Origin of the sequence: Corynebacterium sp. ACRPO (assembly GCF_022347205.1) — a bacterium.
Classification (GTDB): domain Bacteria; phylum Actinomycetota; class Actinomycetes; order Mycobacteriales; family Mycobacteriaceae; genus Corynebacterium.
This window is the reverse complement of the sequence record NZ_JAKRNE010000002.1, coordinates 72,002-98,297: the sequence shown is the minus strand read 5'-3', so window position 1 is coordinate 98,297 and position 26,296 is coordinate 72,002. Positions and strand designations below refer to the sequence as shown.

29 protein-coding genes are annotated in these 26,296 nt (G+C 58.1%); 16 read left to right on the top strand and 13 right to left on the bottom strand.

Annotated features, from left to right (window positions below; genetic code table 11):
* The first annotated feature begins 25 nt into the window (after positions 1-25).
* The 3 genes from MHY22_RS02120 (at position 26) to MHY22_RS02110 (ending at position 3,468) form a co-directional block, all read left to right on the top strand.
* Positions 26-1,495, top strand: a complete 1,470-nt coding sequence (locus MHY22_RS02120) for an AI-2E family transporter (RefSeq protein WP_239277860.1) — start codon at positions 26-28, stop codon at positions 1,493-1,495.
* A gap of 36 nt (positions 1,496-1,531) precedes the next feature.
* The gene (locus tag MHY22_RS02115; protein WP_239277859.1) at positions 1,532-2,602 is read left to right on the top strand and encodes a DNA recombination protein RmuC; all 1,071 of its coding nucleotides are present in this window, start codon (positions 1,532-1,534) and stop codon (positions 2,600-2,602) included.
* Between the two features lie 62 nt (positions 2,603-2,664).
* Positions 2,665-3,468 (top strand): Yip1 family protein, encoded by an 804-nt coding sequence (locus MHY22_RS02110; RefSeq protein WP_239277858.1) that lies wholly within the window; start codon positions 2,665-2,667, stop codon positions 3,466-3,468.
* Between the two features lie 65 nt (positions 3,469-3,533).
* Here MHY22_RS02110 and MHY22_RS02105 read toward each other — a convergent pair whose 3' ends face one another.
* Positions 3,534-4,484 (bottom strand): 4-hydroxy-3-methylbut-2-enyl diphosphate reductase, encoded by a 951-nt coding sequence (locus MHY22_RS02105; RefSeq protein ID WP_239277857.1) that lies wholly within the window; start codon positions 4,482-4,484, stop codon positions 3,534-3,536.
* A 141-nt stretch (positions 4,485-4,625) separates the two neighbouring features.
* Between MHY22_RS02105 and xseA the strand changes: the two genes are divergently transcribed.
* Genes xseA through MHY22_RS02090 form a run of 3 tightly spaced genes read left to right on the top strand, consistent with a single transcriptional unit; the run spans position 4,626 to position 6,526 of the window.
* Positions 4,626-5,867: an exodeoxyribonuclease VII large subunit gene (xseA, locus tag MHY22_RS02100; protein ID WP_239277856.1), complete on the top strand. Its 1,242-nt coding sequence runs from the start codon at positions 4,626-4,628 to the stop codon at positions 5,865-5,867.
* A gap of 21 nt (positions 5,868-5,888) precedes the next feature.
* Positions 5,889-6,158 carry an exodeoxyribonuclease VII small subunit gene (locus MHY22_RS02095; RefSeq protein ID WP_005327444.1) on the top strand — a complete coding sequence of 90 codons (270 nt, stop codon included), beginning with the start codon at positions 5,889-5,891 and terminating at the stop codon, positions 6,156-6,158.
* Complete coding sequence (locus tag MHY22_RS02090; RefSeq protein ID WP_239277854.1) at positions 6,158-6,526, top strand: hypothetical protein; 369 nt, start codon at positions 6,158-6,160, stop codon at positions 6,524-6,526. Before MHY22_RS02095 ends, MHY22_RS02090 begins: the two co-directional genes overlap by 1 nt.
* Here the strand turns inward: MHY22_RS02090 and MHY22_RS02085 are convergent.
* Positions 6,510-7,079, bottom strand: a complete 570-nt coding sequence (locus MHY22_RS02085; protein WP_239277853.1) for a DUF4245 domain-containing protein — start codon at positions 7,077-7,079, stop codon at positions 6,510-6,512. The genes MHY22_RS02090 and MHY22_RS02085 overlap by 17 nt on opposite strands.
* A gap of 188 nt (positions 7,080-7,267) precedes the next feature.
* Between MHY22_RS02085 and glpX the strand changes: the two genes are divergently transcribed.
* From glpX to MHY22_RS02060, 5 genes are all read left to right on the top strand, one after another.
* Positions 7,268-8,281, top strand: a complete 1,014-nt coding sequence (glpX, locus tag MHY22_RS02080; protein ID WP_239277852.1) for a class II fructose-bisphosphatase — start codon at positions 7,268-7,270, stop codon at positions 8,279-8,281.
* A gap of 85 nt (positions 8,282-8,366) precedes the next feature.
* The gene (locus MHY22_RS02075) at positions 8,367-9,767 is read left to right on the top strand and encodes a class II fumarate hydratase (RefSeq protein ID WP_239277851.1); all 1,401 of its coding nucleotides are present in this window, start codon (positions 8,367-8,369) and stop codon (positions 9,765-9,767) included.
* A gap of 176 nt (positions 9,768-9,943) precedes the next feature.
* A complete protein-coding gene (locus MHY22_RS02070) occupies positions 9,944-10,567 on the top strand; it encodes a TetR/AcrR family transcriptional regulator (RefSeq protein ID WP_239277850.1) in 624 nt (207 codons plus the stop codon).
* Entirely contained in the window at positions 10,561-12,129 is a 1,569-nt protein-coding gene (locus MHY22_RS02065) for an MDR family MFS transporter (RefSeq protein WP_239277849.1), read from the top strand. The genes MHY22_RS02070 and MHY22_RS02065 overlap by 7 nt, the downstream gene beginning before the upstream one ends.
* Positions 12,129-12,338: a hypothetical protein gene (locus tag MHY22_RS02060; protein WP_225747192.1), complete on the top strand. Its 210-nt coding sequence runs from the start codon at positions 12,129-12,131 to the stop codon at positions 12,336-12,338. Before MHY22_RS02065 ends, MHY22_RS02060 begins: the two co-directional genes overlap by 1 nt.
* Positions 12,339-12,490: 152 nt before the next feature.
* Here the strand turns inward: MHY22_RS02060 and MHY22_RS02055 are convergent, their stop codons facing one another.
* From MHY22_RS02055 to MHY22_RS02040, 4 genes are all read right to left on the bottom strand, one after another.
* Positions 12,491-13,060, bottom strand: a complete 570-nt coding sequence (locus MHY22_RS02055) for a GNAT family N-acetyltransferase (protein WP_239277848.1) — start codon at positions 13,058-13,060, stop codon at positions 12,491-12,493.
* Between the two features lie 78 nt (positions 13,061-13,138).
* On the bottom strand, positions 13,139-14,503 hold the full coding sequence (locus MHY22_RS02050) for a PhoH family protein (RefSeq protein WP_225747193.1): 1,365 nt from the start codon (positions 14,501-14,503) through the stop codon (positions 13,139-13,141).
* 184 nt (positions 14,504-14,687) lie between these two features.
* Positions 14,688-15,323, bottom strand: a complete 636-nt coding sequence (locus MHY22_RS02045) for an LGFP repeat-containing protein (protein ID WP_239277847.1) — start codon at positions 15,321-15,323, stop codon at positions 14,688-14,690.
* 146 nt (positions 15,324-15,469) lie between these two features.
* Complete coding sequence (locus tag MHY22_RS02040) at positions 15,470-16,144, bottom strand: LysR family transcriptional regulator substrate-binding protein (protein WP_239277846.1); 675 nt, start codon at positions 16,142-16,144, stop codon at positions 15,470-15,472.
* A 71-nt stretch (positions 16,145-16,215) separates the two neighbouring features.
* Here MHY22_RS02040 and MHY22_RS02035 point away from each other — a divergent pair, with 71 nt between their 5' ends.
* Positions 16,216-16,545, top strand: coding sequence for a DUF5997 family protein (locus tag MHY22_RS02035; RefSeq protein ID WP_023021891.1), 330 nt, complete (start codon positions 16,216-16,218; stop codon positions 16,543-16,545).
* Here MHY22_RS02035 and glyA read toward each other — a convergent pair.
* Entirely contained in the window at positions 16,542-17,825 is a 1,284-nt protein-coding gene (gene glyA, locus MHY22_RS02030) for a serine hydroxymethyltransferase (RefSeq protein WP_236882514.1), read from the bottom strand. The two genes, MHY22_RS02035 and glyA, sit on opposite strands and share 4 nt — an antisense overlap.
* A gap of 118 nt (positions 17,826-17,943) precedes the next feature.
* On the opposite strand from glyA, the gene coaA reads away from it, so the two are divergent.
* Entirely contained in the window at positions 17,944-18,870 is a 927-nt protein-coding gene (gene coaA / locus MHY22_RS02025) for a type I pantothenate kinase (protein ID WP_239277844.1), read from the top strand.
* 3 nt (positions 18,871-18,873) lie between these two features.
* Here the strand turns inward: coaA and MHY22_RS02020 are convergent, their stop codons facing one another.
* Genes MHY22_RS02020 through mca form a run of 3 tightly spaced genes read right to left on the bottom strand, consistent with a single transcriptional unit; the run spans position 18,874 to position 20,868 of the window.
* Positions 18,874-19,650: an isoprenyl transferase gene (locus tag MHY22_RS02020; RefSeq protein ID WP_239277843.1), complete on the bottom strand. Its 777-nt coding sequence runs from the start codon at positions 19,648-19,650 to the stop codon at positions 18,874-18,876.
* 12 nt (positions 19,651-19,662) lie between these two features.
* Positions 19,663-19,974, bottom strand: a complete 312-nt coding sequence (locus MHY22_RS02015) for a hypothetical protein (RefSeq protein WP_204609642.1) — start codon at positions 19,972-19,974, stop codon at positions 19,663-19,665.
* Positions 19,975-19,977: 3 nt separating this feature from the next.
* On the bottom strand, positions 19,978-20,868 hold the full coding sequence (mca, locus tag MHY22_RS02010) for a mycothiol conjugate amidase Mca (RefSeq protein ID WP_239277842.1): 891 nt from the start codon (positions 20,866-20,868) through the stop codon (positions 19,978-19,980).
* A 95-nt stretch (positions 20,869-20,963) separates the two neighbouring features.
* Here mca and MHY22_RS02005 point away from each other — a divergent pair, with 95 nt between their 5' ends.
* The 3 genes from MHY22_RS02005 to MHY22_RS01995 all read left to right on the top strand — a co-directional run bounded on the left by MHY22_RS02005 (position 20,964) and on the right by MHY22_RS01995 (position 22,396).
* On the top strand, positions 20,964-21,434 hold the full coding sequence (locus tag MHY22_RS02005; RefSeq protein ID WP_239277841.1) for a DUF4307 domain-containing protein: 471 nt from the start codon (positions 20,964-20,966) through the stop codon (positions 21,432-21,434).
* Positions 21,435-21,554: 120 nt separating this feature from the next.
* Positions 21,555-22,076, top strand: a complete 522-nt coding sequence (greA, locus tag MHY22_RS02000) for a transcription elongation factor GreA (RefSeq protein ID WP_005323614.1) — start codon at positions 21,555-21,557, stop codon at positions 22,074-22,076.
* A 41-nt stretch (positions 22,077-22,117) separates the two neighbouring features.
* The gene (locus MHY22_RS01995; protein WP_239277840.1) at positions 22,118-22,396 is read left to right on the top strand and encodes a thiamine biosynthesis protein X; all 279 of its coding nucleotides are present in this window, start codon (positions 22,118-22,120) and stop codon (positions 22,394-22,396) included.
* 44 nt (positions 22,397-22,440) lie between these two features.
* On the opposite strand, the gene MHY22_RS01990 is transcribed toward MHY22_RS01995, so the two are convergent.
* The 3 genes from MHY22_RS01990 to MHY22_RS01980 form a co-directional block, all read right to left on the bottom strand.
* A complete protein-coding gene (locus MHY22_RS01990; protein WP_239277839.1) occupies positions 22,441-24,012 on the bottom strand; it encodes a hypothetical protein in 1,572 nt (523 codons plus the stop codon).
* Positions 24,013-24,319: 307 nt separating this feature from the next.
* Entirely contained in the window at positions 24,320-25,027 is a 708-nt protein-coding gene (locus MHY22_RS01985) for a DUF3558 family protein (protein ID WP_239277838.1), read from the bottom strand.
* Between the two features lie 363 nt (positions 25,028-25,390).
* Positions 25,391-26,140, bottom strand: a complete 750-nt coding sequence (locus tag MHY22_RS01980; RefSeq protein WP_255717949.1) for a Bax inhibitor-1/YccA family protein — start codon at positions 26,138-26,140, stop codon at positions 25,391-25,393.
* Positions 26,141-26,296: the final 156 nt, after the last annotated feature.

The window sequence follows — 26,296 nt, the reverse complement described above, 5'->3', positions numbered from 1 at the left end:
CCTTCTTTTAAGGCAAGATGGTGGGGTGAATTCTGATAACCAACCGCTGCCCGATGACCCCCAGGCGGGCTTGGGCGATAAGTTTGATGAAAGCTTTGACACCAGCAAGCTGGAGGATGTATCCCCACATCCACCAGGCGATCAGGTTGACCGCTCGGTCATCGCCGGCGAGGTGATTAAGTCCGCATCCCTATGGGCCGTTCGGCTGCTCATCATCTGCGTTTTCCTCTACGCCCTCTACCGTTTACTGGGCAACTTCTGGCAGGGGCTTTTGCCGGTACTTTTGGCCCTTATTATTTGCACCGTTCTGGCACCAGTAGCGAAGAAACTGCGCGATATTGGCCTTCCCGCTGCGTTGGCAGCCGCCGTAACCATATTGGTTTCCTTCACGGCTGTCGGCGGCCTCATCGCGTTTGTTGCCCCAGATTTCATGCGGCAATCCCGGTCACTGTATTTGCAGACGGTCTCCGGCATCCAAAGCCTGCAACTCTGGGCCCAGGGCCCACCGCTTAACCTCGATAGCGATGACATGAGTAGCTACATTGACGAGGCGGCGTCCTGGCTGCAGCAACGTGCCGGCGCCATCGCAGGCTCGGTCTTTACCGGCATCGGCACGGCCACATCGATCCTGGTCACCCTCTTTATTGTGCTGGTGCTGACCTTCTTCTTCCTGAAGGACGGCACTAAGTTCCTTCCCTGGCTGCGCGATGCCACGGGCAAGCGCGCCGGCTGGCACCTTACTGAGCTACTTACCCGCGCGTGGGCGACACTGGGCGGCTTCATTCGCGCGCAGGCAGTTGTCTCGCTTGTCGACGCCGTCTTTATCGGCGTCGGCCTCGCCCTTATCGGCGTTCCGCTGGCCATGGCTTTGGCGATCATCACCTTTATCGCGGGCTTCATCCCCTTCGTCGGCGCGATCGTGGCCGGCGCCCTCTCCGTCACCATCGCGTTGGTCTCCCTTGGCGTAACCAAGGCTCTGCTCGTCCTCGGCCTGGTGTTGCTGGTCCAGCAGTTGGAAGGCAATGTTCTCTCGCCTTGGCTGCAGTCCAAGGCTATGGACCTGCACCCGGTTATCGTCCTAGTTTCCGTAACGGTAGGCTCAGCTCTCTTTGGCCTGATAGGTGGCTTCCTCGCGGTTCCGACGGCCGCTATGTTTGCGGTGGTCTACCGCTACGGCCAAGACATGATGAAGCTGCAGTCGGGTGAAAAGTCCGCCGCGGATCTGGACTTTTCTACCGTTGCTGGTTATCTCATCGGCCGTTACACCGAAGACCAAGGGCGTTATAAGCGCGAAGCATGGCTCAAGATGCCGGACTATGCAGCCCCAGAAGGCGCGTTTGCCGACGTCTCTGCGGACGGCGATTCCTATTCCCTCGACGCCGCCCTCAACGTGGAGTCCACTCCCAAAGAACATGAAAAGCCCGGCATGCGCGCAAACCTGCGCCGCGCCCGCGACGCCTTCGAAGGCCTTTTGAACGGAGATTCGAAAAAATAGTGGGCCGTGTCGGCAACGCGTGCCATGCTGGAAGCCATGACTTCCACTTTGCCCGTGCTGCTACTTTTTATCGGCCTCATCCTCGGCGCGGTAATGGGCTGGTTAGCCCATTCTTACTCCGCTACGCGCTCCGCGCCGAGCGCCGAGCACCGCGCGCTGCAAGACTCGCAGCGCCGCCAAGCCGAACTCCAACCGCTAGAAAAGGCCATGGACCGCTTGGGATTTCAGCTCCAAGAAATTGAGGAAGACCGCACCGCGCTGCTCGCCTCCCTCTCCAGCCAGGTGCAGGCGGTGACCCGCACCTCTTCCCGCCTGACCGAACGCACCGACAAACTAGTGACCGCTTTGCGCTCACCCAATGTGCGTGGCCGTTGGGGCGAGGTGCAATTGGAGCGCGTGGTTGAGCTCGGCGGTATGACCAAACATGTGGACTTTGATTGCCAGGTCTCCGCCCCATTGGGCGGGCGCATCGTACGCCCTGACATGCTCATCCATTTGGCCGGTGGCCGCCACATCATCGTCGATGCCAAGGTTCCTTTTACCTCTTACCTTGACGCCCTGGAAACCGATGACCCGGAAGAGCACGCCGGCTTCCTCCGCCGCCACGCGCATTTAATGCGCGGCCACGTCCAAGCACTATCGCAGAAGGACTATATTGAGGCGTTTCAACCAACGCCCGAGGTCGTTATCCTCTTTGTTCCCGCAGACCCCTTCCTTGATGCCGCATTATCGGTAGACCCGGAACTTATCGAGTACGCCTTTGAACGCAATGTAGTGATCGCCACCCCCAGCTCGCTTTTTGCCCTCCTGCGCACGGTGGCCATGGGGTGGCACCAGGAAGACATTTCCACCAAGGCTAAGGAGGTCCAGCGCTTGGGGCGCGAACTGTATACACGCCTGAATACGCTTTCTGATCACTACGGCAAGGTGGGCCATAACCTGGAGAAAGCAGTCGAGGCTTATAACGCCACGCTTTCCTCGCTCGATTCCCGCGTGGGCGTCACCGCCCGCAAACTGCATGAGATGGATATCCCGGGCCGCACGGATCGCACCCCGCGGGAGCCCTTGCCTATTGATACCTGGCCGCGCGGGAATTCGGAACTATAAATCCGCCGCTTTCGTGCGTGGAAATAGCCATGGGCCGGCGGCAACCGGTAGGATCTTCCGACGTGTCACAAGCCAAGCAAAGAAAGTCCTCCGCCGCCCAAAGCTCCGGCCTCCCCAGCATCTCGCTGGGCAAGGGTCTTGGGCTGCTCGCGGCAATCTTGCTCACGGGCGCGTTGATTTCCATCCTCATGGGTACCATCGGGTGGGCTTACCTCGCGTTCCTCGTCATCGGCTCACTGCTGGTGGCGCTCATCGTAGAAGAACGGGGGCTCTTCCTCACCGTGGCTTCTATCCCCATTGTGTATGCCGTAACGGTGGTCCTGGCCGGTTTCTTTATCACCAAGGCCAACTTGCCAGAGGGCGCATCGGCGTTTTCCAAGACGGCGATCGTCACCGCGGCTTTCCCCCTTGTCCAGAGGTTCCTGTGGCTCCTCATTGCCCTGGTGGGCGCGGCAATCATCGCCTGGCTGCGCTGGGCACGCTACCGCAAGACGGCCAAGCGCACCGCCGAAATGGAAACCGCTTCCCGCCGAGCCGACGCCGACCAAGACCGACGCAACCGCGAGGAGCGCCTATCGGTTGCAGACTTGATGGCGCGCGATAAACCGGCAAAGAACTCCAAGCAGTCTCAAGTCGCTCCGCAGCGCGCCCGCGCCTCGCACACGTTGAAGAAATCACGCCCCGCGCCCAAGGATCGCCTACGTGGTCGCGACCGTGAAGAGCGTCGCCGAATACAACAAGAGGAACGCAACAATCCACTGCGCCCGGATCCTGCCCGGCGCGCTGGCGATTCGGTTCCGGCGTCTCAGAAAGAGAAGGAACAGCCCAAGCAAGGTTGGGACGATAACCTCTACGACGAGGATTAAAGCACAAAGAAAGGCCCGTTTCCGGGCCTTTCTTTAGTTTTAACTGCCGTATAGGCCAAGGCTACTTAGGTGCGTGCTGGGCGCAGGTCGCGCGGTAGGGCGAAGGTAATCGTCTCGGTAGAAGTCGTTACCTGCTCTACGTCGCTATAACCACGCTCGTCCAGGAACTCCAGTACTTCGCGTACCAGCAACTCAGGTACCGAAGCACCACACGTTACGCCGACCGTCTGGACGCCTTCCAGCCAGGCTTCGTCGATTTCCTTGGCAAAATCCACGAGGTGGGAAGTTTTGGCGCCTGCCTCGAGCGCCACCTCAACCAAGCGCACCGAGTTGGAGGAGTTCTTAGAGCCCACCACAATCATCAGATCGCACTGTGGGGCGATGGCTTTGACGGATTCTTGGCGGTTTTGGGTGGCGTAGCAAATATCGTCTGAAGGCGGGTTCTCCAGGTGCGGGAAGCGCTCGCGCAGCTTATTGACGATGGTGATGGTCTCATCCACCGATAGCGTGGTCTGGGACAGCCAAATAAGCTTCTCATCCTGCAGGAACTCTGGCAGCTTGGCGACGCCCTCGACGCCATCCACGAGGTGGGTGACCTCAGGAGCTTCGCCGGCGGTGCCTTCCACTTCTTCGTGGCCTTCGTGGCCAACCAAGAGGATGTGGTAGCCATCGCGCTGGAAGCGCTGGGCTTCCTTGTGCACCTTGGTTACCAATGGGCAGGTGGCGTCCAAAGTAAGCTGCTTGCGCTGCGTTGCCTCTGCGCGCACGGCTGGGGAAATGCCGTGGGCGGAGAAGACTAGGTGGGCGCCTTCTGGAGCCTCAGAGGCCTCGTCGACGAAGATGACGCCGCGTTCTGCCAGAGACTCTACGACGTAACGGTTGTGCACGATTTGTTTGCGTACATAAATGGGCGCGCCGTACTTTTCCAGCGCCTTTTCTACGGTCTCGACCGCGCGGTCCACGCCCGCGCAGTATCCGCGCGGGGCCGCGAGAAGTACATTTTTACCATCAGTCATGGCTCCCAGAGTATCGAAACACTACGCAAAACAATAGCGGGGCCTAACGTCACCTTTCTGGCCACCCCGAGCGGGACAATCAACTGCGCTGGCCCCTAAACTAGACGGAAGAACACGGCAGACTGAAGAAAGGGAGGCTGTGTGAATCAACCGGCAAATACACCGGATACTCCCTGGCCCGTTGGCAAGGTCAATGACCAAGTCAAGGGCTGGATCGAGCGCCTGGGCTACCTGTGGGTAGAGGGTCAGTTGACCCAAATCAACTTTAAGCCCACCTGGAAACTGTCCTACCTCACGCTGCGTGACGTACAGCAGGAAAAGTCCGTGCAATTGACTTGCCCATCATCGATGCTGCAGTCATTATCGGCGCCGCTGAAAGACGGCGACCGCGTCATTGTTTACGGTAAGCCTGCCTTTTACGCGGGACGCGGATCCTTTTCGCTATGGACCACCGAAATTCGCCATGTGGGCATTGGCGATCTGCTTGCTCGCATTGAAAAGCTGCGCCAACAGCTATCTGCTGAAGGCCTTTTCGATCCCGCACGCAAGCGACCGCTCCCCTACCTGCCACACAAAATTGGGCTGATTACCGGCCGTGGTTCTGCTGCAGAGCGGGATGTGATGGCGGTAGCTCATGACCGCTGGCCAGCAGTGCAGTTCCGCGTCCTCAATACTGCGGTTCAGGGTGCGAATACGGTACCTGAGGTTATCGATGCGCTCCAGCAACTTGATGCGGATCCTGAAGTCGACGTCATCATCATCGCCCGTGGCGGCGGCTCCGTGGAAGATCTGCTGCCCTTCTCGGAAGAAGCACTGCAACGCGCAGTGGCTGCGGCAGGCACCCCAGTAGTCTCTGCCATTGGTCACGAGCCGGATAGCCCAGTGCTCGATAACGTCGCCGACCTGCGCGCTGCTACGCCTACCGACGCCGCAAAGCGCGTCGTACCCTCTGTGGCAGAGGAGCGCGCCATCGTCGCAGAGGCTCGCTCTCGCATGGCGGCCGCGCTGCGCGGCTGGGTGGAAAGGGAACGGCGCGGCCTCGACAACATTCGTTCCCGGCCTGTCATGGCAGACCCGATGACCCCTATCCGTGCGCGCCGCGAAGAGGTGGAGCGTACCCGCGCTACCATGCGGCGAGAAATTGAAATCATGGTGGAGCGAGAAACCCGCCACGTGGAATCGCTGCGCGCCCGCGTATCAGCATTGGGACCGTCGGCGACTCTCGCCCGCGGGTACTCCATTGTCCAGGTAGTACCCAAGGACGGTTCCGGGCCCGAGGTCGTCACCTCTTATAAGCAATCCCCGCCTGGCGCTCAACTGCGCATTCGGGTGGGCGATGGATCTATTACCGCAGTTTCTATGGCCTCCCAGGCCGCCGATTAATCACGAGACGAGGAGAAAATCATGTCCGATGACACCATTGGTACCGGCCAGCCAGGCCAGGATGCTTTTACCCCAGTAGAAGAATTGAGCTATGAGCAAGCTCGCGATGAGCTCATTGAAACCGTCAAGATTCTCGAGCTTGGGCAGATGGGCTTGGATGAGTCGCTAAAGTATTGGGAACGCGGCGAGGCCCTTGCCCGTGCGTGCGAGGCGCACCTCGACGGCGCGGCGAAGCGTGTGGAAGACGCGCTCGATAAGGCCGAGGACGCAGACGCTGAAGGAGACGAGTAGTGCAGATTTATGGGTATCCAGGCGAGCGCGTGGACTTTGTATCGAAATCCGCGGCCGCCGGTTCCATCATGGCGGGAGATTCCCGAGAATTCGTAGAAGAATTCTTCGGTCCTGCACACACCCGCGACGATAATGAGGTGAGCTACTTCTCCCAATCCGTGGTGCTGCGCTTTACGGACGACAAAGTACGCGAGATTGCCATTTATCCGCAGCGCTCGCAGCGTGAGCACATCGATGTCTTTGCAGGAAAAACACGCCTCAGCGGCCTGGATTCGCAGGCCCTAGCTGAAGTTATTGCCCAGTCCGGCGACGGTCTTAGCGCCACCGCCGCGGAAGAAGGCTTAGGCGAGGTTATTTTCCGGCTATAGGTGCGGCGTCGATAAACGCAGCGGTAGCCGCCTCAAAGTCACTGTCGTTCGCGGCGCCGGAGATGATGAGGCGGGCATCGCCCAAATCCGTAACCCACAGGCGGCGCACGGAATCATCGTCGCTTTCTAGCACCCGCACTTGGTGCCCCTTGACCTCGCGGGCGGATTCAATGCCGCGGTAGTTGGCGTCGTAGGCCTCGCCCGCTTTATCGGCCGCGACCTGCGTCTGCGTAGATTCCACAAACCCTTGGTCAGCGGTCACCCAGCTGACCACGGTGGCGTTCTCGCCGCCCATATCTACGCGGCGGGCAGCATTGGCCTCCCAGCCCTCTGGCATTTCGGGATTGCGAATTGCACCGACCCCTGCGCGGGCTTGGGTGTCTAGGAAGGTTTGTTCATCCACTTCCTGCACCGCGCCCTGCTGGGTTTCGGAGTTAATTGAGCACAGGCCGGTCGCTCCCACGGCGAGCAGCATCATAATCACCACGACTGCGAGGGACAGGGAGATGTCCTTCGCGCCTTCAAAAATCTTTGGTCTTTCTTCTGCAGCCACGCGCCTTAGTATCGCACGGCCTGCTTTCAAAAAGCCACACGGCCCCTTTTGCCCCGAAAGATCTGTCAATCCCCCACAAATGGGGCGCAAAATCGAACCCATTAGAGCAAAAAAGTGCGAGAATGGAAAGGTAGAGCATCAAGGGGAACACCCCTCGATGAGAAAACTATGGAAGGCAACCACTACACATGTCCGAAAATACGTCTTATCTTCCTGACCGCAACCTGGCAATGGAACTGGTTCGTGTCACCGAGGCAGCAGCACTCGCTTCCGGCCGTTGGGTAGGCCGCGGCCAGAAGAATGAGGGCGATGGCGCGGCGGTCGACGCCATGCGCAAGCTCATCAATTCCGTAGCGATGAACGGCGTCGTTGTCATTGGTGAGGGCGAAAAGGATGAGGCCCCCATGCTCTTTAACGGCGAAGAGGTAGGCACCGGCGAGGGTGCCGCCATGGATATCGCCGTAGACCCGGTCGACGGTACCCGTTTGATGGCAGAAGGCCGTCCCAACGCTATCTCCGTCATTGCGGCTGCCGAACGCGGGACCATGTATGACCCTTCCGCAGTCTTCTACATGGAAAAAATTGCCGTTGGCCCCGAGGCAGTTGGCGCTATCGACATCAACGAGTCCGTGGAATGGAATATCCAGTCCGTGGCAAAGGCAAAGAATATTCGCCCCTCCGATCTGACCGTGGTGGTCCTTGACCGTCCTCGTCACGAACAGCTCATCTCTGAAATTCGCGCCGCAGGCGCCAAGGTGCGCCTCATCATGGATGGTGACGTAGCCGGCGCCATCGCCACCTGCCAGGATTCGAACTCCATCGACATGATGATGGGCATCGGCGGCACCCCGGAGGGCATCATCACCGCCTGCGCGATGCGCTGCATGGGCGGCGAGATCCAGGGCAAGCTGTGGCCGAAGGATGAAGAGGAAGCAGAAAAGGCCCGCGCCGCCGGCCATGATTTGGACCGCGTCCTCAAGACCAATGATCTAGTCTCCTCTGAAAACTGCTACTTCGCCGCCACCGGCGTGACCAATGGTGACATGCTGCGCGGCGTTTCCTACCGCAATTCCGGCGCTACTACCCGCTCGTTGGTCATGCGCTCCAAGTCCGGCACCATCCGCTATATCGACTCCATCCACAAGCTGTCCAAGCTGCAGGAGTATTCCGTCGTGGACTACGACACGCCAACCAAGAAGTAGGGTTCACCCCCGAAGGCGGCCCTTCTTTTGGTTCTCCGCCATACTGGAAAGCACACACTACCCAATTAACTGAGGTGATCTTCACATGACTGAATACCGCATCGAACATGACACCATGGGCGAAGTTAAGGTTCCTGCAGATGCCCTGTGGCGTGCACAGACCCAGCGCGCAGTGGACAACTTCCCTATCTCTGGCCGTGGCCTGGAAAATGCGCAGATTCGGGCCCTTGGCCTGCTTAAGGCAGCCTGCGCCCAGGTAAATAAGGATTCCGGCAAGCTGGACGCGGACAAGGCCGATGCCATCATTGCTGCCGCCACCGAAATCGCCGAGGGCAAGCATAACGACGCCTTCCCAATCGACGTATTCCAGACCGGTTCCGGTACCTCGTCCAATATGAATACCAATGAGGTTATTGCCTCCTTGGCGCATAACAATGGCGTGGAAATTCACCCAAATGACCACGTGAATATGGGCCAGTCCTCTAATGACACCTTCCCCACCGCCACGCACGTAGCTGCTACGGAAGCTGCCGTCAATGACCTCATCCCGGGCCTGAAGGTCCTCCACGAATCCTTGACCAAGAAAGCCAAGGAATTCGCCGACGTGGTCAAGGCCGGCCGCACCCACCTGATGGATGCCACCCCGGTTACCCTGGGCCAGGAATTCGGCGGCTACGCCCGCCAGATCGAGCTGGGCATCGAACGCATTGAGGCCACCCTGCCGCGCTTGGGTGAGCTGGCCATCGGCGGCACCGCCACAGGTACCGGCCTGAATACCTCCGCTGACTTCGGCGCGAAGGTCACCGAGGAGCTAAAGAAGCTCACCGGCGTGAAGGAACTGAAGGAAGCAGAAAACCACTTCGAGGCACAGGCTGCCCGCGATGGCTTGGTGGAATTCTCCGGCGCCATGCGCTCGATTGCTGTATCCCTCAATAAGATTGCCAATGACTTGCGCATGATGGGTTCCGGCCCGCTGACTGGTCTGGCCGAGATTCACCTGAAGGATCTGCAGCCGGGTTCCTCCATCATGCCGGGTAAGGTCAACCCGGTTATCCCAGAGGCCGTCACCATGGTGGCGGGCCAGGTGGTTGGCAACGACGCAGCCGTAGCCTTCGGCGGTGCTCAGGGCCACTTCGAGCTCAACGTCTTCATCCCGATGATGGCGCGCAACGTACTCGAGTCCGCTCGCCTGCTGGCTAATGCTTCCCGCGTCTTCGCCGATAAGTGCATCGATCACATCGAGGCCAACGAGGAGCGCATGAAGCACTTTGCGGAGTCGTCCACTTCCATCGTGACCCCGCTCAACTCCGCCATTGGCTACGAAAACGCAGCTAAGGCAGCAAAGCACGCCCTGCACGAGAAGATCACCGTCCGCCAGGCCGTTATTGACTTGGGCTTCGTCGACGGCGAAAACCTCACCGAGGAAGAGCTGGATAAGCGCCTCGACGTGCTGAGCATGACTAACCGCGACCGCGATAACTTCTAAGTAGTCGCCGCACCGCTTCCCCGCCCGGGCAGGACTCGGGCGGGGTTTTGCATGTCTGGGGTAAGGGGGGGGCGTCGGCAAGCGCTATGGCATAGCACACATTAGAGGAAACGCACCTCTAAAATCACCACTTTTGCACTTGGTGCAAGTTTGCACCGAGTGTAAAGTTGCCTGGCGTGCAAGAAGAATTATCACTACGCGAGCAGAAGCGCCTCGAGACTCGCCTGCGCATTGAGGATGCCGCCACGAAGCTGGTGGATGAACAATCCTTTAGCGCGGTCACGATTGAGAGGATCTGCGAAGTAGCCGGTATTTCTCGGCGCACTTTCTTCAATTATTTCGATTCCAAAGAATCCGCCGTACTGGGCGCCCCGAGCACCGAGTTTACGGAGGAGATGCGGGAATTCTTCCTCACTGAGCCAACAACCAGCATGGTAGGACTCGTCCTCCAGTTGGTCAGGCAGCATATGGAAGGCCACCACATCAACCCGACCATCCGGGACCGCCGCAAGCGCATCTCTAATGATCCTGATGCGGCCGCGGCGGCAATAAGCCGGAAACGGGCAAAATCCATTGAGCTTATCGATCTCATTGAAGAACGCCTCACCACAGAACCGGCACTTCGCGTCCTCGATAACTGCTCCGCAAGTACCGAGGCGATGCTCATCGCCGGCCTCGTCCGCGAGGCACTGTGGCTCGCGATGGCATCCCCCGATGCAGATTGCAGCGAAGAGCTCGACGCGCGACTCGATACTTCCCTCACGCTAATAACAGATTTTATGAAAGGAATGCGATGGTAGATACGGCCGCAAAGGCCCCTTCGCAGGGTCAGTCCCGAGCCGATAACCTCGGGCTCATTTTCTCGGCTTTGATGCTCACCATGCTGATGAGCTCTTTGGGCCAAATGATCTTCTCTTCTGCTCTTCCAACCATCGTTGGTGAGCTGGGCGGCGTCGACCACATGAGCTGGGTCATCTCCGCCTTCCTTGTCACCATGACCATCGCCATGCCCATTTCCGGCAAGCTGGGTGACATGCTGGGCCGCAAGTGGCTCTACATCGGCGGTATCGCCATCTTCGTCGTGGGCTCTACCCTCGGCGGCTTTGCTAACTCCATGACGCTGCTGATCATCGCCCGCGCTGTGCAGGGCTTTGGCGCAGGTTTTATGATGATTTCCTCCCAGTCCATCATCGCCGAGGTCACCTCCTCCCGTGAGCGCGGCAAGTTCATGGGCATCATGGGCGGCGTCTTCGGCCTGTCCTCGGTTCTCGGACCCGTCCTCGGCGGCTGGTTCACCGACGGCCCGGGCTGGCGCTGGGGCATGTGGATGAACATCCCGCTGGGTATCCTCGCCATTATCGTGTGCACCCTCGTGCTGCACCTGCGCGTGGGTGATGCCGATATGAAGCGCTTTGACTGGCTTGGTGCTACCTTCATCGCCATCACCACCGCCTCCCTTATCCTCATGACCACCTGGGGCGGCACCGAGTACGAGTGGGGCTCTTCCATGATCCTCACCTTGGGTGCCATCACCATCATCGGCGCCATCATCACCGTCTTTGTGGAGCTGCGCGCCAAGGAACCGCTCATCCCGGTTCGCCTATTCAAGAACCGCAACATGGCCCTGACCACCCTCTCCGGCGTGGTACTTGGCCTGGCAATGTTCGGTGTTCTGGGCTACATGCCAACCTACCTGCAGATGGTGCACACCCTGACCCCAACCAAGGCGGGTCTCATGATGATTCCGATGATGGTGGGCCTTATCGGTACCTCCACTGGCGTGGGCTTTATCATCGCCCGCACCGGTCACTACAAGGTCTACCCCATCATCGGCCTGGCGATTACCGCCGGCGCCCTGTTCTGGATGTCCCACCTCTCCGTGGAGACTTCTCTGACGCAGCTAGGCTGCGAATTCCTGGTCTTCGGCATCGGTCTGGGCATGGTTATCCAGGTCCTCGTGCTCATCGTCCAGAACTCCTTCCCCCTGTCCCAGGTGGGTACGGCTACCGCGGCGAATAACTTCTTCCGCCAGATCGGTTCCGCACTGGGTGCGTCCCTGGTCGGCTCCATGTTCATCCACAATATGAAGGATGAGATGGCCACCCGCATGCCTGAAGCTTTCCAGAAGATGGGACCGGAGGGTGCCGCCTACGCGGAGAAGTTTGGCGATGCCAATGGCGGTGCCAATAGCCTCACCCCGGATTTGGTTGCCTCCTTCCCTCAGCCCATCGAGGAAGCAATCCTCAACTCCTATAATGATGGCCTGACCCCGGTCATCGCCCTGATGGTTCCGCTGGTTATCGTCGCCCTCATCCTCCTCCTGCCACTGCGCGAGGAGCGTTTGAAGGAAACGATTGACTAGTGTCACTTTCACCTGCAGAAGTACAGGCCACAAGCCGAGAGCTGCACGCCTTGCGCGATGCACTCCCGCTTGCCGACGCCCCCATTGAGTCCGCCCTCGGCTATGCCCCCGGCGGCCTTCACGCGGCGTTGGAAATCCAGTCCGGTCCCATCGAGGCGTGGCGCAAGCCCGCGCGCACTGTACCCCGATCCCGCGCTTTAGCCGCTTGAGCGAGGAAATGCGCTCACAAGCTCAGCGTTGGTTTGGCACCTGGGACGTTCCTGCAGTGTAGCGTTTCCCTCGTTCTAAGGCCCCAGCAAAAAGCCCCTGCCATCGTTACCACGAGTGTGGTTCGAGCAGGGGCTTGTATGCGCTGGGGAAGCTACCGCTTCTTTTCCTCCGGCTTGGGCAAAAGCAGCTCATATACGTCGGTATCGCGCCACTGGCCCGCAAGCTCGCCGTAGGTCATCTTCGCCATATGCGAGTAGGTGCCTACTTTCACGAAGCCACGCGACTTATGCAGCCCCGCAGAACCTTCATTTTCAGGGAAAATCCATGAGTGGATGGCCCACTTGTGCAAGTCCTGGCACACCTCGATCAGGCGGTCTAGAAGTGCGCCGCCAATGCCGCGTCCTTGTGCCTCGGCTCCTAGGTAGATGGAGTCCTCCACTACTCCGTGGAAGACGGTGCGGGTAGATACCGGTGCCGCGGAAACCCACCCCAAGACCTTAGAATCATCATCTGCTTCAACGGCCACATGCACCGAAGGCATGATCTTGCCAGCTTTAAATTCTTCAAAGGTCAGGGATCGGGTCTCATAGGTAGCGTGCCCAGTATTGAGCCCCTGTTCATAAATCTCTCGCATCTGCGGGTAGTCCGCCGCGGTAAAGGGGCGGATGCGGAAATCTTTCTTCTTGTCGTCCGAAGACGTCTGCTTAGCGTTCTCGCTCATATACAACATTATTACTGGGCTAGGCCCAGCTTCGCCACGCTGTACACATAAAGATCGCCAAACGCGAACGAACTCGAACTAGTTGCCACCTTCCAATAGGTCAGTGACGAGCTCCGCAATGGCAGAGCGCTCAGAACGCTGCAGCGTAATATGCGCAAAAAGCTCATGTCCCTTGAGCTTTTCAATCACTGCTTGGACTCCGTCGTGCCGGCCCACACGAAGGTTATCGCGCTGCGCCACATCGTGAGTAAGAACTACTCGCGAGCCCTTCCCCAACCGAGAAAGCACGGTAAGCAAGACGTTTCGCTCCAAGGACTGCGCCTCATCCACGATGACAAAAGCATCATGCAGCGAACGACCGCGAATATGCGTCAGGGGCAAGACCTCGATGAGGCCGCGCTCGTGCACTTCTTCCATGACGTTGTCAGACACCAAGCCCTCCAAGGTGTCATAGACCGCCTGCGCCCACGGGTTCATCTTGTCCGATTCAGTGCCCGGTAAGTATCCCAGCGACTGCCCGCCAACCGCATACATCGGGCGAAAGACCACAATGCGCCGGTGCTCCCCGCGCTCGAGCACCGCCTCCAAACCGGCGCAAAGCGCAAGTGCCGACTTGCCGGTGCCGGCGCGGCCACCGATAGAGACAATTCCTACGTTTGGGTCCATCAGCAAATCCAAAGCGATACGCTGCTCCGCGGAGCGTCCCTGAAGGCCAAAGGCATTGATATCACCACGTACGAGCTCGACCACGCCATCAGCGCTCATGCGACCCAGCGCGGATTGCGCACCCGCCGCCAAGGTCAAGCCGCAGTGCACCGGCAGATCCTCCACGGCGGTACCCTTGTCAGTTTCGACGCCGTCTAGCATGACTTCCCCATCACGATAGAGGGCATCGATGACATCCGAGCTGGTTTGCACCGTCGCCAGTCCGGTATAGCCGGTCAAGACTACGTCCTGGGCGTGATACTCATCCGCTTGCACGCCTACCGCACCGGCCTTTACACGCAGCGGCACGTCCTTCGTGACCAGCACGGTGTCCTTCCCTTCGTGCGCAAGGTTGAGAGCGCACGCCAAGATGCGGTGGTCGCCTTCTGGCCCGCGGAACGCGGTAGGCAGCAAGGATTGGTCTTGATGGTTCAATTCCACGCGCAGGGTGCCGCCATCCACGTTGACGGGAACCGGCTGGTCTAAGGCCTCATAGGTAGCGCGCAGCTCCTCCAAAAAGCGAAGAGCTTGGCGGGCGAACCAGCCAAGCTCCGGGTGATGACGTTTTCCTTCTAGTTCAGAAATAACTACAACGGGAAGGACCACATCGTGTTCTGCAAATTTGCGCAGGGCCCAAGGGTCAGACAGCAAGACCGAAGTATCCACTACATAGGTCTTGGTAGCGACGGTGTTAGCAGTAGCGGCAAGCGGAGTAGAAAGTACAGAGGGACGAGACATGATGGCAGGGTTCTCCCTTAGTGTGCGGTAGATCAGACTTCTTCCGAATCACCCCGAATCCCCGGGGTTGCCACCCAAAGTAGGCACCGAAGGTTGAAATTACATGGGTGCAAGATGAACATTAAGAAAACGAAAAATCCCTCCGCAGCACATGCTGCAGAGGGAGGAGCTCTAAAGGACCTTTTTACTTCTCTACGGAAGAGGTGAACTTGCCGCTCTCGTCCTGGATCCAGGAGATTACGCCATCGTCGAACTGCTGGGTCCAGCCCTTGCCCTGAGCAGCCTTTTCCTCAGCAGCCTTAGGCAGGCCTACCTCAGAGTCCAGGCCGCCCTGCTCCTTCCAGGTTTCAGCAATCTTGCCGACGATAGGCTGAGCGCCCTCATCGTCGTCGAAGGTCAGCAGGTTGCCGTTATCGAAGTTAGCGAGGAACTCATCATCGTCACCCTGCTCGATGCTCTTTACGTCGCCCCACTCAGCCTTCTTCTCTTCAATAGCGGAAGCGAAATCAGCCGGAACGTCTACGTCACCGTTAGCGGTAGCGATGGACTTGGTAGCGCCGTCCTTGTCGTCGGCGTCATCCTTGTCGTCGGCGTCGTCGGAAGCGTCCGCATCGTCGGCGTCATCCTTGTCGTCCGCGTCATCATTGGAAGTAGCCTCAGCAGCAGCGGAGCCAGCAGCGTCGGTAGCGTCTGCTGCTACGGAGCCGGCGGAATCCTTAGCATCGTTAGCTGCGTCCTCGGCATCGGAGCACGCTACGAGAGCAACGGACAGGGTTGCGGCTGCAAAACCACCTGCGATGCGACGGGTCATCTTCTGCATTACTGCATCATCCTTTCATCAAGAAAGTAAGTTAATTCTAAATTTATTGTTAAATCGCCCTTCATGACGAACGACGCCCACCGTAACGACGACTCCCAGCTGGTGCCACCCACCCGGACAGGAAGTAGACAGCAAACAGTAAAGGGCTACTTACGTTTGCGCTGCTTAGGGGCCTTCTTTTTCTTTTGTAACGAATTGTTAACGTTTCTCCTCGCCTGCTTCGCCTTCGCCTTTTCCCTGGCGCTGCGCCTCGGCTTCTCTTGGCGGGAGGAACGCGCCGTGCGGCCCTTAGCGACGCCCACGAAGTCCTGAATTGCCTCCCCGTCATCGTCCTTGCGCCACACCAATGCAATCTCCGTCACCGGCACGGACTCGTCCTTAAGGCTCAACGGCACCACCTGCTTTTTGCTCAGGACCTTCAACAGGGGCCGCGGCGCAATCGCGATACCCACATTGGCCGCCACTACCTGCAGAGCGTCGCGGACTGCGGGGACATCGACAAGCCCGGAATCGGCGAGGCGGTAGTTGAGGTGTTCATCGGCGACGTCGGCAAGCGCAAGCTCCTCGCCCACCTCCGCATAGACTGAGTCTTTGGGAACGGCAATGCCAGGAGCCTCTTTATAAAGTCGCACCACATGAAAGGTTTCATCCACCCGCGCATCCGGCAAGCGCGCAAGGGCTAGGTCCACCTCGCCGGCTACCAGCGGGGCTAGCGCATCGTCCGCATCAACGGTGTACAAGCCACCATGAGCAGTATTTTCCTCGAATCGGCGGAACCACTTTCCAGGTTCTGTACCGGTGGCAAAAGCTAAGCGCAGCATAGAGGACAGTCTACTGAAAGTGCTACGGTAAAAGCGTGACTGAAGAACAAAAGCAACCATCCGGCACCGCCATGCGTGCCCAAACCGCGGCGAAGAAGCTAGGCATCTACCTGCCCGCCGCGCCGGACGAGTTCCAAAATAGTGCCATTAGCCACGAAGAGCTGCGCGAATTGCAGCATAACCCACCCGAGTGGCTACAAACCTTGCGCCGCGAAGGCCCCCATCCCCGCCCCGAGGTTGCCCATAAGCTGGGCATCTCTGTTACCGCGCTCAAGAAGAACGATATGGATAAGCCGCTGACCACAGCGGAAATCAATCAGCTCCTCCAAGAGCAGCCGGAATGGCTCCAGCAGGCCCGCGCCACCATGGCGCAGGCCCGTGGCCATGAGGTGAAGGACTAGACCAGCTTCCAGTCCTCGAGGCCCTCATACAGCGGGTAGTGCTGGGCAATCTTGTCCACACGAGCACGCAGGGCCTCTACATCGGCATTCTTGCCCTGCACCAGAGCAGTACCGATAATATCTGCAACCTCGGTGAAAGCTTCGGCATCGAGGCCGCGGGTTGCTAGCGCAGAAGTACCAATGCGCAGGCCGGAGGTGACCATCGGCGGACGCGGGTCATTCGGTACGGCATTGCGGTTAACGGTAATGCCTACCTCGTGCAGCAGATCCTCTGCCTGCTGTCCATCCAATTCGGAATTGCGCAGGTCTGCCAAGACCAAGTGCACATCGGTGCCGCCGGTCAGCACGTCCACGCCAGCCGCCTTGGCATCTTCTGCGGTAAGGCGCTCTGCCAGAATGCGAGCACCCTCCAAGGTGCGCTCCTGGCGCTCCTTGAATTCCTCGGTAGCGGCAATCTTCATAGCAATGGCCTTGGCAGCGACCACGTGCATCAGCGGTCCGCCCTGCTGGCCCGGGAAGACGTTGGAATTGATCTTCTTGGCATAATCCTGCTTGGCCAAAATCATGCCGGAGCGCGGACCACCCAGGGTCTTATGCACGGTGGTAGACACGATATCCGCGTGAGGCACTGGGCTCGGGTGCAGGCCAGCAGCAACGAGGCCAGCAAAGTGGGCCATATCTACCCACAGGTAAGCGCCGACCTCATCAGCAATTTCACGGAAGGCCGCGAAATCCATGGTTCGCGGGTAGGCAGACCAGCCGCCGATAATGACCTTCGGCTTTTCCTTCAGCGCCTGCTCGCGCAGCTTATCCATGTCCACACGCATGGTCTCTGGATCCACCTCGTAGGCGGCGACATCATAAAGCTTGCCAGAGAAGTTCAACTTCATGCCGTGGGTAAGGTGGCCGCCGTGAGCCAGGGACAGGCCCAAAATCTTGTCGCCAGGCTCAGCAATGGTGGAAAGCACCGCGGCGTTCGCCTGCGCACCCGAGTGCGGCTGAACGTTGGCGAATTCCGCACCAAAGAGTTCCTTAGCGCGGTTGCGGGCTAGGTCCTCCACGACGTCGACATGCTCGCAGCCGCCGTAGTAGCGGCGACCCGGGTAGCCCTCGGCGTACTTGTTAGTGAGCACGGAGCCCTGTGCCTGGAGCACGGCGCGAGGCACAAAGTTCTCAGAAGCGATCATTTCCAGGGTTTCGCGCTGGCGGGAAATCTCTCCCTGAATTGCGCCGAATACATCCGGATCGAGGTCGCGGAGGTCAGAGGTAAAAGAAGCCATAAAGGTGTGGTCCCCTTCTCAAAATCATGCGGTATGGGCTGCTGCATATCTTATCGTGCCATGCACCCTTAGGGGGCATACTTTTACCCACGGATTATGCAAGTGCGACAATAGAGCCATGGCGCGCACATTGGATTCGAGTCCCTACCTAGATTTTGACCGCGAGACCTGGCGTGAACTGCGTAAATCCATGCCTCAGGTGCTCACGGAAACCGAGGTGGAGAAACTTCGCGGCCTAGGAGACCGCATCGACCTAGACGAGGTAGCTGATGTCTACCTCCCCCTCTCCCGTCTCATCCATATGCAAGTCATGGCACGCCAGCAGCTCACCACGGCTACCGAATCCTTCTTAGGCAATCCTCCGACGCACGTTCCCTTTGTCATCGGTGTGGCCGGTTCTGTGGCAGTGGGAAAATCCACCACCGCCCGTCTCCTTCAGGTGCTGCTGCAACGCTGGGAATCCCACCCCAAGGTGGCCCTCGTTACTACCGACGGCTTCCTCTTCCCCACCAAGACTCTCAAGGAACGCGGCCTCATGCAGCGCAAGGGATTTCCGGAATCCTATGACCGGCGCGCACTCCTCCGCTTTGTCACGGACGTAAAATCAGGAAAGCCATTTGTCAAGGCACCGCTTTATTCCCACATCACCTATGACATTGTGGACGGTGAGTACCAAGAAGTTCACCAGCCCGACATCCTCATCCTGGAAGGGCTCAACGTGCTACAAACGAGCCCCACGTTGACCGTGGCGGATCTCTTTGATTTCTCGGTCTATGTTGATGCCCGCACCGACGATATCGAGCAGTGGTATATCGACCGCTTCCTTACTCTGCGCCACACCGCTTTCCGGGAGCCCAACGCCCACTTCTCTGCCTTTGCAGACATGAACGATGAGGAAGCCCGCGCCCAAGCCCGCGAAATTTGGCAGTCCATTAACCTGCCGAACTTGGTGGAGAATATCCTGCCCACCCGTGTGCGAGCCTCTCTCGTGCTCAAAAAAGGCTCGCATCACCTGGTAGAACAGGTGCGAATGCGCAAGCTCTAGAGCCTATTTGCCAAAGCGGCGCGAACGTTGGGAATAATCCCGCAAGGCGCGAAGGAAGTCCACCTTGCGGAATGCTGGCCAGTAAGTATCCGTGAACCAGATTTCGGAGTACGCGGCCTGCCACAGGAGAAAGCCCGACAGGCGTTGTTCGCCAGAGGTACGGATCACCAAATCCGGGTCCGGAAGTCCCTTGGTATACAGGTGCTCCCCAATGGATTCTGCGGTGACGCGGTCCGCCATCTCCGCTGCGGTAGTTCCCTTCTCTGCTTCCGCACGCACCAAGTTCTGCACGGCGTCCACAATTTCTTGGCGCCCGCCATAGCCCACCGCCACATTGACGATGACACCCGTATTGTCCTCGGTTTCCGCCGCCGCCGTCACCATGCGCTGGCGAACATCATCCGGGAGTAGATCGAGGTGGCCGACCAAGCGCACCTGGCAGCCGACGTCGTTATGGGATAGGTGCGTGACCACGTCCGAGATGATGTCAAAGAGCAGCTCTACTTCGTGCTCGCTGCGTTTCAGGTTCTCCGTGGACAGCAAATAAATGGTGACCACTTCGATATCGGTATCGCGGCACCACGAAATCATCTCTCCGATTTTCTTCGCGCCTTGGCGGTGACCATGACTGATATCGGTAAACCCAGCCTCACGCGCCCACCGGCGATTGCCATCGGCCATGATGGCGATGTGCTTAGGCTGCGGCTTGCCCTTGATCAGGTGCGCCAGACGCGCTTCATAAGCTGGGTAGGCCAGCTGCTTGAGAGAACTCACGCTCATCAGTCTATCCGCCTAGAAAATGGACTTCTTGCGGTTATCGTAAATGCCGGCTTCCTTCATCGCCTCATCCACGGCTTCCTCATCGAACGGATCGATTCCGTGGTCCTCCGCAAACATCATGCGGCGGCGAAAGCGTGAGTAACGGCGATGGAAATTCCAGCCTGCAAACAGCACCGCAACTCCCATAAGCGCCAAGATCAGTAGACCGATGGGCGAAGCTTTGCCAAATTCAGGGCCCATTGGGCCGCCTTCGGCGCCCTCGGTTCCTTGGGCGAGTACAAATACGTCATGTGCGGCAAGCACGAAAGAGCCATACATGCTCATGTCTTAGGCCTCCTCTTCCTCTTTGATGTCGGCAAAAAGGTCATTTTCTGGCAGGGAGGTAGAAACGCGAGTCTTCGCCAGCTCAAACTCCTCGGTGGGCCAAAGGCGCTGCTGTACCTCCACCGACGTCGCCAAGAAGGCACCCGCCGGGTCGATCTGCGTAGCGTGCGCCCGCAAAGCCTCCTCGCGATTGCTGAAGTAATCCGCGCATTCCACCTGGGTGGTTACACGCGCCATGATATCGCCAAAAGTGGTATCCCAGCGCGCCAGCATCGGCCCATAGGGGCTGGTATTCCCCTCTTCTAACAGCAAATCATGGAACATCTTCATGCGCTGGTAGACGAAGCCGTGCGAGTAGTAGAGCTTCAGCGGCTCCCACGGCTTACCTAGCTCTGGGTGGTACTCGGCATCGCCCGCCTTCTCCCACGCGATCATGGAAGCCCGGTGCACCATTAGGTGGTCTGGGTGTGGGTAGCCACCATTTTCGTCATAGGTAACAATGACGTGTGGACGAAATTCGCGGATAACCTGGACGTATTCCTGCGCAACGGTGTCATCCCCCAGCAACGCAAAACAGCCCTCCGGCAGCAATTCCTCCATAGTCTTGCCTTCAACCGGGTCCGGCAATCCGGAATCAACGTGGCCCAGCCAGCGATGTTGTACGCCCAGCGCCCGCGCAGCGTTAGCCATCTCTTCCCGGCGCACCTCGCCCATCTTTTCCTTGATTCCCGGGCGATCCATGGCGGGGTTAATCACATCGCCGCGCTCGCCGCCGGTACAAGTCAGCACCAAAACCTCATTGCCTTCTGCGGCATAGCGCGCGGTGGTTGCAGCACCCTTAGATGATTCATCGTCTGGGTGCGCGTGGATAGCTAGTAGGCGAAAATCGCTCACTGAAAATCCATCCCCTTATTAATCTAGGTTCTTTGAACAGATGATTATCCTAGTAGATAATTGGAAAACAGTGGTCCTCGGCTAGAGTGGAAGCTATGACTTCCGCCGGAAAATCTCGCTCAGCCGCTCGCTACGGCTCCCGCGGCTCCTCTGAAAAGAACTCTGGTAGCTGGACTAATAGGGCGCTGGTGCTCATCTTTGTCGCCATTTTTATCGCGCTTATTTTCTTCGGATTCCGGTACTTCCAGGAAAAGGAGCGCGTGAACGCACAGGTGTCCATCGTGACCCAGGAGGTTTTGAGCGATGATTCCACCCGCGTCTGGGTCGATGTCACCCGCAATCACACCGATGAAGATGCTTATTGCATTGTCCAGGCATTTGACTACTCCAAGTCCGAAGTGGGCCGCCGCGAATTCCCTGTTCCCGCGGGCGGAAACGAAACCCAGCGCATCGCTGTCGACGTTCCGACCAACGCTCGTGCCGTAGCCGGCGGGGCCTATGGTTGTTCCGGCAATATCCCCGAATACTTAGATATGGATAACCCTGACTACGCGGAAAGCCGCTAGCCGCGTGTGCTAGGATTTGTAGCGCCTAGAACTGGGCATATGCCCGGTTCCATTTTTACTTATAGCCCCAGGGATTAGCAGGGGCTTTGACCACAATTCCTATCTACGGAAGGTTGCAGAATGGCTGAGCAGCAAAAGCAGTACATCACCCCAGAGACCAAGGCAAAGCTCGAGGCCGAGCTGCAGGAGCTCATCGACCACCGCCCAGTAGTCGCGGCTGAGATCAACGAGCGCCGTGAGGAAGGCGACCTCAAAGAGAACGCCGGTTACGACGCCGCTCGTGAGATGCAGGACCAGGAAGAGGCCCGCATTAAGCAGATTTCTGAGGTTCTTGCGAATGCCACCACCGAGCGCGGTGCTGTTCAGGAGGGCGTCGCCCACACCGGTTCCGTAGTTCACGTTTACTACAATGGTGACAAGGACGATAAGGAGACCTTCCTCATCGGTACCCGCGCCGCTGCTTCCGATAACAAGGACCTAGAAACCTATTCCGAGCAGTCCCCGCTGGGCGCTGCCATCCTTGGCGCACAAGAGGGCGAGACCCGCGAGTACACCGCTCCGAATGGCAAGACCATTTCGGTCACCATCGAATCCGCAGCGCCGTATGATTCTGCTAAGGCCGCTGCTCCACGCGAGTCCTAAACTTTTAACCACATACCACTCTGGAGAAAGAGCACATCCCCATGAAGAAGTTCTCCCGTTTCGCCGCCGCTGGCCTGGTCTTCACCGCTGGCCTCTCCCTCGCTGCTTGCCACCCACCTAACCAGCAGGATTCTGATTCCAAGGTAGAAAATGGCTCCACCTTCACCGGTGAGGCCCCGATGCAGAAGGATGCTGAGACCAGCTCTTCCGCACCCGAGACCGTCATTGAAGAGGAAGCACCTGTAGTCGAGTCCGGTGTTCCAGAAGAGCCAGCACAGCCTCACTTGAACGGCACCGCCACCGAACTGCCACAGCAGTAATATGGCTTGAAGGGCCGAGGGATTTCCTCGGCCCCTTTTTTATGCTATTTTTCTGGGTCCACTTCCCGCACCCAATCTCCGATGACACCGGGTACGACAGCGGGCGGCTCCCCCAGCAGGTCGCGCTTATTCGGGTCCCTTTCGACCTGCGTGGTCACGGACTTTACGCGCTTTTTCTCACTGTCTTTGCCTCCGCGCATCCCCATCATTGGACCATAGGCTCGCGCCCCGCCGGTTGAGCGGCCTGTATTGCCACCGCGCGCTGCCACAGCACTTTCACTGCCGCCTGTTCCAAGACCAAGGCCGCCACCCACGCCGGGCCGCATGCCCGCACCAGCACCGCTGCCAAGACCAGCGCGCATGCCCGAACCGCCACCGATTGCATTGCTATGGCCAGCGCGCACGCCCGAACCGACACCGGCGTAGGGCGCTCCAGCTCCTCGCCCAAAGTTCTGGCCCGACTGCGCTCCTCTTCCGGCACGCGCAATATCGGCGTTGCCACTTACATTTCCTGCAGCGGATCCAATTCCGCCTCGTAGCGACTGACCGCCAAGTACGCCGCGGCCTGCGTCCCCGGGACGTCCGGCTGCCATCATCGGCGCCATCCCAGTATTGGGGGACTGCACTGTAGCTGTCGGCGCCATCGCACCGCTGTTATTAAGCGCGCCTGAATGTGTTCCTGTGGCAACCGGGTGCGCTGTACCACCAGGAACCTGCCCCATCGCCCCGTTCGACGCAGTTACTCCCGGCATGGATGCACCTTGGGTGGACACTTCATTTCCGCCGATGGCTACCTGGTCTCCCAGGCCAAGCTTTTCCAGCGCATTCCTGCCGCTAGTATGCATCTGCTGGTGAAAATCATTAATTTCTTGTGGGCTCATCCCCACCGCTTCTAGCCCGTCCACATTGCGATTGACGACGTCGAAGTTCCCCGGCCCCAAATCACCTCGCGCTATCGCTTCCGTAATCTTCTTTGGCCATACCACGGCATCGGTGGTGTAGCGCTGCCCATCACCGTCAACTCCGGAAAGGCCCGCGTCGACACCGCCGCCTCCCGACGCCGGCGATTGTTCCATCAAAGCGTGCTGGTACGGCATTGCCTCTACCGCGAAGCGCTGCAGGTCAGGTTGCAATGCGGCCAATGCGGCCTTTTCCGCAATTTCGCGCTCCACCGGTTCTGGAATGGCCATCACTTCCATCGCCATGGCCATCGCAGTCGGCTGCATGCCCATCAGCTTGGCGTGGAATCCAGTCAGTTTCTCCCCCATGACCTTAGCATTTGCTACAAAGTGGCTTCCCGACGCCGCCACTTCCCTAATCTTGGCCGCCGCCCTCGACGTTGCTTCGCTGTCGTTCTCGCCTTCCAAAGACCCAGCTGCTTCCTGCAACCCGCTAACGATATCGTCGACTTCCGACGCCAACGAGCTCCACCGCGCATTCGCCTCCGACACATTCCAAATCTGCGTCGACATCAGGTCCGTAGCCAGCTTCACAATGTCCGTACCGACATTCACCACCGGCATAGAAAACCCAAATGGGCTGTACCCCGGCTCCGGCTGGTTCATTATCGGCATCGACTCAATGCCAATATCCCCACCCGCATCCGCGATCTCCATTCCCCGACTATTCGCGTCCTCCTGCGCCTGAAATCCTCGAGCCTCCTGCCCCAAAGAATCAGAAAGCCACTCCAACTGTTTTACAAAGCTCGAAATGGAGTTTCGGGCTGATCCTGGATCCGAACTCAAAACTCGCTCGTGAATTGCACCAACATGATCAATGCCAGTCACCGCAGAGAAGCTACCTGTAAGCGGACTTACGGCAGCCATATTGTTCCCGGCAATATTCTGGTTCATGCGCTCAATTTGGTTTATATTTCTTCCTACATTAGCAACGTTTATTTTCATTTAATCCCCCGATAATCATTTAAATTAGGTCTTTGGTCAATCTACTTGCCTTTTCACAGGCACTATTCTTGGCGTCACCAAAGCTATTCGCCGAGACCGTTACCACGCCTCGCACAGTTGAAATCGTTGCGGTGCAAGCCATCTCCGGGAAAACTTCCCCTCGCTGAATTAGAACTCCTTCCAATTCGCTGTCGGCGGATTTGACCACCAGGTCTGGCCTTACATTTGAACTGTCAAATGGCTTGAATGTTGAACTAATAGAAAGAACTGTATCTTCGGAAACACTTTTGTAGCTACACCCTTTTTGACCTGCCTCTATAATGTCTGGGTTACCATAACGCTCCAGTCCAAGATCCTGCAGTTGGTCTTGCGAAATCTCTGTACAAGGATCGAATACTTGGAACCCCGGCTGAGCCGGATCGAACTCCCCCAGTGGCGGTAGGACGCCGGAAGTGTCTTCCGACCCCGTGGCGCCGGCCTCCCCCGGTTGGCCGGCGCCGTCCGCATTCTTCCCGCCAGTAGTGTCTGCCGACTCCCCCTGATTGCCTTCCGCGTCATCCCCCGGGTCTCCGTTGGTTCCCCCTGCACCGTCGGCCGAACTAATGCCGCCAGCCTCGTCCACCTTGGTGGTCTCCTCTGACGCGCTCCTCGTGCCGATATCCGCAACGCAGCTACTCAGCAAAACGGTACTGACCATCAACGTTGCTACGGTGACCTGACGCTTCACAACAATCCTTCGCGCACTCACTTCCTGACGAGAGGAACAGGAAGAGTGAAACAGAGAACTTTTCACTTCGTATTTCCCGTTCCGGTACACAGCATGCATGAGACTCCAAGAATTTTCTACGCAACTGCAAAGGTTAACGGCAATTTAACAAATTTATTTGTCCCATACGTCACATCCATCACGTCTAAAGGGCGAAATTTCCTGCTCATGAGCTGTATCACCTCTGGGAGTGGTTTTGTAGACCAAATGAAGGTTAAACCCGCACTTTATCCCCCAGAATTACCCCAGAAATTACACGTTTGTAAGCGATTCTCGGCAACAAAAAGGCCCGCACCGAAGTGCGGGCCAATACAACAGAGTCAATTAGTCTCGCTGGAAATAGCTCAGCAGACGGAGAATCTCAGTGTAGAGCCAGACCAAGGTAACTGCGAGGCCGAGAGCCACGCCCCAAGCGTTCTTAGAGGGAGCACCGGCGCGGATCATGCGGTCAGCCTGATCAAAGTCAGTCAGGAAGGACAGAGCACCAAGAACGATGCAGACGAGCGAGAAGATGATGGCAATCGGGCCGCCATCACGCAGTGGATTGAAGTCAAAGAAAATCGCGCCCAAGAAGTTAACAAGAGCCATGACAGCAACGCCAGCAATCAAGCCGAAAAGGATCTTGGTGAACTTCGGAGTCACCTTCACTGCGCCAGTCTTGTACACAATCAGCATGCCAATGAATACACCAATCGTGCCGACAATCGCTTGGCCAATGATGGCCATGCCGCCTTCGCCCTGGAAGTTGACGTTGGCGAACATCAAGGAGAATCCACCGACAAATAGGCCTTCAAATACGGCATAAATCAGGGTGACTGCAGCAGAACCCCACTTCTTGCCAAAAGAGGCAACGAGCACGGTAATGAAGCCACCGATACCACCGACCAGGGTCAAGGCCATGGCGATACCTGGGCTTACTAGCATTCCCAGGGCGAAGTTGATGACTGCGGCGACGATGATAACGCCGAGGGTAATGCCCGTCTTGGTCACTACGTCATCCACGGTCATGGGACGGGTAGATACGTCCGCGTAACCAGAATTTTGGCGGCTACTATTTTCGGTCAGAGAACTCATTACCGGATTGCTTGAACGCACGGTTGTCCTTTCTAAGAGAGGTGCAAATTAGCTATCTCACCCCATTCAACGAGACACCACCCCATAAAGTTCCATATTCTTTCCATTTAGCTAGAAGTTTTGTGGGTAGCTTCCGCAAAAAGTCTGTGGAGACCT

Excerpts from the sequence above, each read along its gene's own strand:
- MHY22_RS02115 (WP_239277859.1), top strand. The coding sequence starts at position 1,532 with ATGACTTCCACTTTGCCCGTGCTGCTACTTTTTATCGGCCTCATCCTC.
- MHY22_RS02105 (WP_239277857.1), bottom strand. The coding sequence starts at position 4,484 with ATGACTGATGGTAAAAATGTACTTCTCGCGGCCCCGCGCGGATACTGC.
- MHY22_RS02095 (WP_005327444.1), top strand. The coding sequence starts at position 5,889 with ATGTCCGATGACACCATTGGTACCGGCCAGCCAGGCCAGGATGCTTTT.
- glpX (WP_239277852.1), top strand. The coding sequence starts at position 7,268 with ATGTCCGAAAATACGTCTTATCTTCCTGACCGCAACCTGGCAATGGAA.
- MHY22_RS02075 (WP_239277851.1), top strand. The coding sequence starts at position 8,367 with ATGACTGAATACCGCATCGAACATGACACCATGGGCGAAGTTAAGGTT.
- MHY22_RS02065 (WP_239277849.1), top strand. The coding sequence starts at position 10,561 with ATGGTAGATACGGCCGCAAAGGCCCCTTCGCAGGGTCAGTCCCGAGCC.
- MHY22_RS02055 (WP_239277848.1), bottom strand. The coding sequence starts at position 13,060 with ATGAGCGAGAACGCTAAGCAGACGTCTTCGGACGACAAGAAGAAAGAT.
- MHY22_RS02050 (WP_225747193.1), bottom strand. The coding sequence starts at position 14,503 with ATGTCTCGTCCCTCTGTACTTTCTACTCCGCTTGCCGCTACTGCTAAC.
- MHY22_RS02045 (WP_239277847.1), bottom strand. The coding sequence starts at position 15,323 with ATGCAGAAGATGACCCGTCGCATCGCAGGTGGTTTTGCAGCCGCAACC.
- MHY22_RS02040 (WP_239277846.1), bottom strand. The coding sequence starts at position 16,144 with ATGCTGCGCTTAGCTTTTGCCACCGGTACAGAACCTGGAAAGTGGTTC.
- MHY22_RS02035 (WP_023021891.1), top strand. The coding sequence starts at position 16,216 with ATGCGTGCCCAAACCGCGGCGAAGAAGCTAGGCATCTACCTGCCCGCC.
- glyA (WP_236882514.1), bottom strand. The coding sequence starts at position 17,825 with ATGGCTTCTTTTACCTCTGACCTCCGCGACCTCGATCCGGATGTATTC.
- coaA (WP_239277844.1), top strand. The coding sequence starts at position 17,944 with ATGGCGCGCACATTGGATTCGAGTCCCTACCTAGATTTTGACCGCGAG.
- MHY22_RS02020 (WP_239277843.1), bottom strand. The coding sequence starts at position 19,650 with ATGAGCGTGAGTTCTCTCAAGCAGCTGGCCTACCCAGCTTATGAAGCG.
- MHY22_RS02015 (WP_204609642.1), bottom strand. The coding sequence starts at position 19,974 with ATGAGCATGTATGGCTCTTTCGTGCTTGCCGCACATGACGTATTTGTA.
- MHY22_RS02005 (WP_239277841.1), top strand. The coding sequence starts at position 20,964 with ATGACTTCCGCCGGAAAATCTCGCTCAGCCGCTCGCTACGGCTCCCGC.
- greA (WP_005323614.1), top strand. The coding sequence starts at position 21,555 with ATGGCTGAGCAGCAAAAGCAGTACATCACCCCAGAGACCAAGGCAAAG.
- MHY22_RS01995 (WP_239277840.1), top strand. The coding sequence starts at position 22,118 with ATGAAGAAGTTCTCCCGTTTCGCCGCCGCTGGCCTGGTCTTCACCGCT.
- MHY22_RS01990 (WP_239277839.1), bottom strand. The coding sequence starts at position 24,012 with ATGGAGATCGCGGATGCGGGTGGGGATATTGGCATTGAGTCGATGCCG.
- MHY22_RS01980 (WP_255717949.1), bottom strand. The coding sequence starts at position 26,140 with ATGAGTTCTCTGACCGAAAATAGTAGCCGCCAAAATTCTGGTTACGCG.